Genomic DNA, 7,168 nt, shown 5'->3' with positions numbered 1-7,168 from the left:
TTATTAATAGAAGGGATTGATATGGACATAAAAATTATAGATGGTGATAGATCATTGGGTACAACACTTGATAATATTTTTAATAAATCTGGTAAAACAAAACATGAAGAGTATCTTGAAAATCTACAAAAGGAGAGATATGGAATATACACTCAAGCTACTAATCAACATGAAGGAGAAGAGTCTAGATTGCATCTTCAAATAAAATGGTTCATTGTAAAGTTTCTCTCAGAAAAATATAAACTAAACTCTCTTCCAGAAATAGAAGAAAACATTAAAACGGAAGAACAACTATCAGAAGCAAACACTAAAGGAGAACATCCAAAACCAGATGTATGGGATGTTAAAGAAAATGCTGCTTATGAAGTTGAAACTTTATTCTCAGAAGATAGAGAAGGAAGAACACCACAAAAGAAAATATATGAGAGTATTAAAAAGTATGAAGGTACGTCTATAAAAGAGATTAACATAGTATTAGACAACTTAACCTTCTTACTTCATATCAACGAGATTTGGGGAATTAAGAAGAATATTGGAGAGTGGGAACAAATGAAAAATAAAAAGGTAAATTTTTTCACACTGGATCTAAATACCCATAAATTGATACCGCTTTCAAAAATTTTCAATAAACTTAAAACTCTTGAGAAAGTTAAATTAAATTTGCCAAAGATTTCTTTAATGGAAATGGACAATGGACCCGGGGGGATTTGAACCCCCGGCCTCCTGCTTGCAAAGCAGGCGCGCTACCGCTGCGCCACGGGCCCTTAAAAAGATTTATTAAGAATTTTGTCAATAAACGTTTATAAATATGCCGATTTTTTCCAGTATGCGATGGTTATTCTACAACACCTTTCTCGTGTTCTGTTTTTATCGGTTTCCCGTTGACCGTTAACCGTCTACCGTCCCCGTAGACCACGTGGTCTTTGACTTCAAGTTTTACTTGTTTGAATTGTTCGTAAGTGATGATGCCTTTAGACTTTTTTCCTTCCACATGTTCCCCTTCCGGACGGACTACATCGCCAGGAGCACAATCTTCGCAGCTTAACACTTCGACTTCCTGTTTATCACCTTCTCCGGTTACAACCGCAAGTAACATACCTTCCGATACGATCCCCCTCATCTTTGCGGGTTTAAGGTTTTTTACGATGACTACCTTTTTCCCGCTGAGCTCTTCAGGCGTATAGTATCCTACCAAACCGGATACTATCGTTATGGTTCTGTCGCCGATGTTCACTTTCTCCACGTATAACCTGTCTGCATCGGGATGCTTTTCTACAGAGATGATCTCCCCAACTACCAGGTCTAGGTCGTTGACGGTTGTTCGTTTACCTCCGAACCGTTTCTTCAGGTCTTCCACAGTTCTGTCATCCAACGGTTTAAACAGTATCTCCTGTTTGCCTATCACATGACCTTCTGTTAACGTAAACCGACCCAAATCGTCCCATCCCGGTTTGTCTATGTTAAGCATGTTAAATATCTTTTCTGCGGTGAACGGAAGGTACGGTTCTATCAGTATCCCCAGATCTTTGACCTGGTTCATCAATATGTAGACGGAAGTTGCACATCGGTCCGGGTCTTCTTTCACAGTTCTCCAGGGCGCGGTGAACTGGATGTACTGGTTGACCCTGCCGCAGTATTCCATGATCTCCCTCAGACCCTGTTTTAGTTTTACGTGTTCCAACGAATCTGTGATCCTATCTATCAATTCCTTCTGTCCGTCCAGAAACCGTTTATCTTCATCGTTGAGTTCGGCAGGAGTCGGTACACGGCCGTTGAAGTACCTGTGCGTAAACGTCATAACTCGGTTGACGAGGTTTCCTAGGTTGCCTATGAGTTCTTTGTTTGTCTTTTCTTTGAAATCGTCCCAACTGAAATCGGTGTCCGAGGTCTCAGGTCTGTTGACGAGCAGGTAGTACCTCCAAACGTCCGGCGGTATACCTGAGGTCATTGCATCGGTACCGAACACGCCTCTGTTTTCGCTTTTCGAGAATTTGCCACCTTCGTACGTCAGGTACTCTGTAGAGTTGATATGAAACGCAAGCACCCAATTTTCTCCAGTGCCGATCAATGTTGCAGGGAATACGGTTGTGTGAAAGGGAACATTGTCTTTGCCCATGAACTGATACAGTTTGACCTGTTCACCTTTCCACCACGATTCCCAGTCCTCAGTAAAACTCATCGTTATCGATATATAACCGATCGGTGCGTCAAACCATACATAGAATACTTTGTCTTCATAACCCTGTAGAGGCACCGGGACACCCCATTTCAGGTCCCTGGTTATACACCTTTCTCTTAACCCTTCCTTCAACCATGCCTTTGCTATGCTGTACGTGTTATCAGACCAGAACCCTTTCTCATGCGTTTTTTCGATCCAATCCTTAACCTCCTTCTGTAATGCAGGGAGGTTTAGAAACAGATGTTTTGATTTGCGTTTTACGGGCGGTTTGCCGGAGACGACGCTTATCGGATTGATCAGTTGGTCCGGTGAGAGTAACCGTCCGCATTCTTCACATTGGTCGCCGCGTGCGTTTTCGTAACCGCAATAAGGACATGTCCCGCGGATGTATCTGTCTGCTAATGCGATACCTTTATCGGGGTCGTAGAATTGGTCGATAACCTTCTCTGTTATGTAACCGTTTTTGTAGAGTTTCATGAATATGTCCTGAGTAATTCCTACATGTTTATCGTTTGTTGTTCTTCCAAATATGTCAAACGAGATACCGAACCATCTGTAGACGTCTGCATGGATCCTGTAATACTTGTCGCAAACCGCCTTCGGAGTCGTACCTTCCTTTAACGCGGTGATTTCCGTGGCTGTCCCGTATTCGTCAGTGCCGCATACGTACAACGTATCGTATCCTCTGGACCTTGAGAACCGTGCGAACACGTCCGCAGATAACACGCATCCGATGATGTTGCCTAAATGCGGTATGTTGTTCACGTAGGGTAATGCAGAAGTTATCAGTCTTTTTTCTTTACCCATCCTTTAATCCCCTCCTTCCGAAGATAATGAATCGAGCATCTTTGCATACCTTCCTATGAATTTTATAAAACTGTCTCTGTCCACTATTATCAACTTATCTTTTATAAGTTTTCCTTTAAATCCTGCATTGAGAACGACCAGTTCGTCCATTACGTCGGCATTGGCAATGTAAACGGTTTTGCCGTCCCTGGAAAAACCTCCCCGTGCATCGAACAACCCTGCTAAAAATGCGGCACTGTAATCGTTCTTGTATCTGAATACTTCTTTCTCGCGTTTCAATACGTCTTGGAAGAATTTCCTGTACTTGGAATGATAAAAGTAAACCTTGTTTTTATCGGTGAGCAGTTTGTCAGGTGTGGTCAGGCCCGCTTCCAACACCCCTTTAACAAACGATGATAACAGTTCCTTGCTCCCCTTGACACCTATCCCTTCTTTAGTCCTGCGCATCTTCCACAGTCCTATTACGTATGCAAGTTCGGGTGTTAATCTCGGTTTCATCACCTCTTCATTTGTAGAAAAGAGTTTTTAAAACAGTCGGCGGACCTTTGGAAAAAAATTCTTTTTTCATGACGGAATTGGGCGACATTTTAAAAACCATCATCACATCAAACCTAACATGATGGATGCAGATAAGATACCAGAGGGTCTTACTCTTGTGTACGAGGATCTCTGTCCGGTATGTGGTGGCTGGTTAACCGACCAAGAGGTGGAGGAAGGATACTGTAAGAACACCGGCACACCCTTTGACGAATCAGTAGGAGAAGAGTATAATAAGATTAAATCGTTCGAGGAGTTTTTTGGTCAACCACTTAAACCACTTCAGAAGATGTGGACCCTGCGTGTGTTAAGAGGAGAATCCTTTGCCATCACATCACCCACCGGAACGGGTAAGAGTACCTTCGGAACCAGGATGGCAGAGTATCTCGCGCTCTCAGGTAGAAGATGTTATCTGATTGTACCGACCACAAACCTCGTAAAACAAACCCGGGATCGAATGATCTCACACCTAAAAAGTAAGAGGGGTATAGACGAAAGAGATATAATCGTCTATCACGGGAACCTTCCCGAAAAGGAAAAGGAGGAGGTCCTCCTTAAGATAAGAGACAGATCTTTTAGGATACTGATCACTACCGCATCCTTCTTGGTGTTCCATTACACCGAGTTGAAAAACAACCGTTTTGACTTCATCTTTGTAGACGATCTGGATGCGGTTTTAAAGGGGTCAAAAAACCTACCTAAGATACTGAGTTTACTCGGATACGATGTCAACCGGGCACCTAAAGGTTCTGGAACGACCAAACCAGAGAAGCGTGTGAAGAAAGGTCAACTGGTGATAGCAACCGCTACCGCCAAACCGGGTGAGTCGACACGGATCTTGCGAGAGGTACTCGGGATAGATGTAAGTTCAACCAAACATCTCCTCAGGAACATACGTGATTATAAGATACCTATCGATTGGACCGAACGTGAAGGGATACCTGAAGATGTACTTGCACGGTTGACAGACGTTATACATGAATGGAAAAATGGTATTCTAATATTTCTGCCTAGGGAGGACTGGGTGGATACGGTTGTCTCACGGTTGAAGAATGAGGGGGTTAGAGTAGGTACCGACGAAGAGATATCACGGTTCGCTACCGGTGATCTTGACGTGTTAGTCGGTGTTTCCGCACCGTACGGTAGATTAGTTAGAGGGATCGATCTCCCAGAGAGAGCGAGAGTGGCGATCTTTTGCGGGATACCACACAGAAGAATAAGGATAGATAATATCTCCCCGGACAGTTGGATAGTAGGTTTATTAGCGAACAACCTACCAGAGGTTAAGAAGAGGTTAGGTCTCTCAGTTCTACCGAAAGAAGGATTGTCTGAAGAGGAGATGATGGTCTTTCGGGATGAGATAAAGAAGTATGATGGTAAGGTAATCGGAACTGCGTTGATCACAGGCGATGAGATAATAATCCCAGACATGAAGACGTATATACAAGCGAGCGGGAGGACTTCACGTATGACTTCTCAGGGGATGACACCAGGTGTTTCTATAGTAATGGATGATCCAAAGATGTTAGAGGTGTTCGAGATAAAAGCGAGTATGTATGATGCTGAGATGAACCCTTATGACTACGGGGATGCAGTCCACTGGCTAGAACGGTCCGAAAAGGAAAGGGTCGAACCCCAACCGGTTCTGGTGGTCGTAGAATCTCCTACAAAGGCCAAGGAGATAGCCAGGTTCTTCGGCCGTCCTGCCTTGAGGGTGATAAATGGACAACCGTTTTACGAGATATATTCAGGAGAATACGTGTTGATCATAACTGCTTCCTTAGGTCATACCGTAGATCTGATAACAAAGAGATACTTCCACGGAGTAGAAGTGTATCCCGAACAGAGGTCGGTACTCCCACATTACACTACGATTAAGAGGTGTAAGGATTTAGGGGTACAGTTTACTGACGAAGATATAGACTGTAAAGACCTACACGATAGCAGATCCATAATAGATAACCTAAGATACGTTTCTGAAGAGGTTGAACGCGTATTTATAGCGACAGACCCGGATGTGGAAGGTGGGAAGATCGGTTGGGACCTATCACAGTTATTACCCGATAAAGAGATATCACGGATCGAATTACACGAGATTACTAAACCCGCTTTTCTTAGAGCGATCGGATCACCACGTACCCTAAACAAGCGGTTAGTCCATGCACAAGTAGTCCGTAGGGTTGAGGATAGATGGATCGGGTTCGAACTCAGTGATAAGGTGCGTAAGGCGTTTGAATCAAATAACCTGTCAGCGGGTCGTGTCCAGACACCTGTCTTAGGATGGATAATAGAGTATTATAAGAGGAGTAAAAGGAAGGTTAAACGGGTAGTACTGGACGTAGATGGCGTACGAGTCGATCTTCCCGAAGTCAAACCGGACGTTAAACCGAGTAGGGTGAGAGTAGATGTGAAAAGAATTAAGGAGTACGAAGAAGAACGGAATCCACTCCCGCCGTATACCACAGATGAACTCCTCAGAGACGCGCATAAGAGGTTAGGATTATCCAGTAGGGAAACGATGGACATATTACAGAGATTGTTTGAGAACGGTTTGATCACATACCATCGAACCGATTCCACACATGTTTCAGATATGGGATTACGTATCGCTCGTATCTTTCTAGGTGAGGATTTCCAGGGGAGACATTGGGGGTCGGGTGGTGCTCATGAATGTATTCGTCCGACACGTCCGTTAACCGTAGACGATATCAGATCTTTCTTATCCGAGAGAGGAAGTCCCCTCCAACTGGATAGTAGTATGTTGAAGGTGTACGACTTGGTGTTCAGGAGGTTTATGGCATCCCAGGGTAAACCTATGAGAGTCAAACACGCGGTGTATAGAATACGTGTGGGGATAGGACAGTATACTGAGAAAGAGATAGATCTAGTGGAGGAGGTTCAGGGGAGAACCTATGAGTTGTATCCGTACGTGTTCCAGATTTATACCATCAAACCAGGTACACGTAGAGGTAGGGTCTTGATCGAAAAGGTACCTGAGGCCTATCCACTTACAGAAGGTGATGTTATAAGGTTGATGAGAGAACGTGGTATAGGACGACCCAGTACCTATGCTCAGATCATCAACAAGTTATACAAGAGACACTATATCGTAGAGAAGAAGGGGAGACTCTATCCAACACAACTCGGAGAATACGTATATAACTATCTAACAAAACATTTCAGGGAGTTCGTGAGCGAGGAGAAAACACGAGAGATGTATCAACTGATGGATGATGTGGAAGAAGGTAAAAGAGAAGTGGTGGATGTCCTACTCTCCATGTACGAAGAGATTGTGAGAGAGGTTCGGGAGAAACCGGGTTAGTTTATTTCTCTCTTAGAAAACCATTCTCCAAATAACTTTTCCTTCGGGTTTGCTTTCATGTTCATCTGGAGATATGGGTCGGAAGTATAAAGGGGTTTGACTTTTTGTTCAATTATTTTCCAAAATAACCGTTATTTTGTTCAGTTTTTAACCAAAATGTCAAATGCAAACAACCTATGGTTGAATTTTAAACAGGTTCGGAGCGGTAGGTTAGGTGAAACTCCTAAACTGTTTGATAAATCGGTATTCTATCGGGATGTATTTACATGTAGACACTCAAATAAAAAGGTAGCCAAACAGTTTCATAAATCTACCGAATACCG

4 protein-coding genes and 1 tRNA gene are annotated in these 7,168 nt (G+C 43.4%); 2 read left to right on the top strand and 3 right to left on the bottom strand.

Annotation, left to right across the window (positions count from 1 at the left end; genetic code table 11):
• Nucleotides 1–711: hypothetical protein (locus J7K41_01685; GenBank protein MCD6549402.1), on the top strand; the 711-nt coding region annotated here is incomplete at its 5' end.
• Here the strand turns inward: J7K41_01685 and J7K41_01680 are convergent.
• The 3 genes from J7K41_01680 to J7K41_01670 form a co-directional block, all read right to left on the bottom strand.
• A tRNA-Ala gene (locus J7K41_01680) sits at nucleotides 693–764 on the bottom strand. The two genes, J7K41_01685 and J7K41_01680, sit on opposite strands and share 19 nt — an antisense overlap.
• Nucleotides 765–835: 71 nt before the next feature.
• Nucleotides 836–2,986: a methionine--tRNA ligase gene (metG, locus tag J7K41_01675; protein ID MCD6549401.1), complete on the bottom strand. Its 2,151-nt coding sequence runs from the start codon at nucleotides 2,984–2,986 to the stop codon at nucleotides 836–838.
• Between the two features lie 3 nt (nucleotides 2,987–2,989).
• Nucleotides 2,990–3,484 carry an LAGLIDADG family homing endonuclease gene (locus tag J7K41_01670; GenBank protein MCD6549400.1) on the bottom strand — a complete coding sequence of 165 codons (495 nt, stop codon included), beginning with the start codon at nucleotides 3,482–3,484 and terminating at the stop codon, nucleotides 2,990–2,992.
• Between the two features lie 118 nt (nucleotides 3,485–3,602).
• Here J7K41_01670 and rgy point away from each other — a divergent pair, with 118 nt between their 5' ends.
• Nucleotides 3,603–6,845 carry a reverse gyrase gene (gene rgy / locus J7K41_01665; GenBank protein ID MCD6549399.1) on the top strand — a complete coding sequence of 1,081 codons (3,243 nt, stop codon included), beginning with the start codon at nucleotides 3,603–3,605 and terminating at the stop codon, nucleotides 6,843–6,845.
• Nucleotides 6,846–7,168 lie beyond the last annotated feature (323 nt).

The organism is Candidatus Micrarchaeota archaeon (assembly GCA_021163225.1).
In the GTDB taxonomy this organism is placed as follows: Archaea; Micrarchaeota; Micrarchaeia; order Anstonellales; family JAGGXE01; genus JAGGXE01.
Note: the sequence above shows the minus strand (reverse complement) of the source record. Positions and strands in the feature narration are given on the sequence as shown.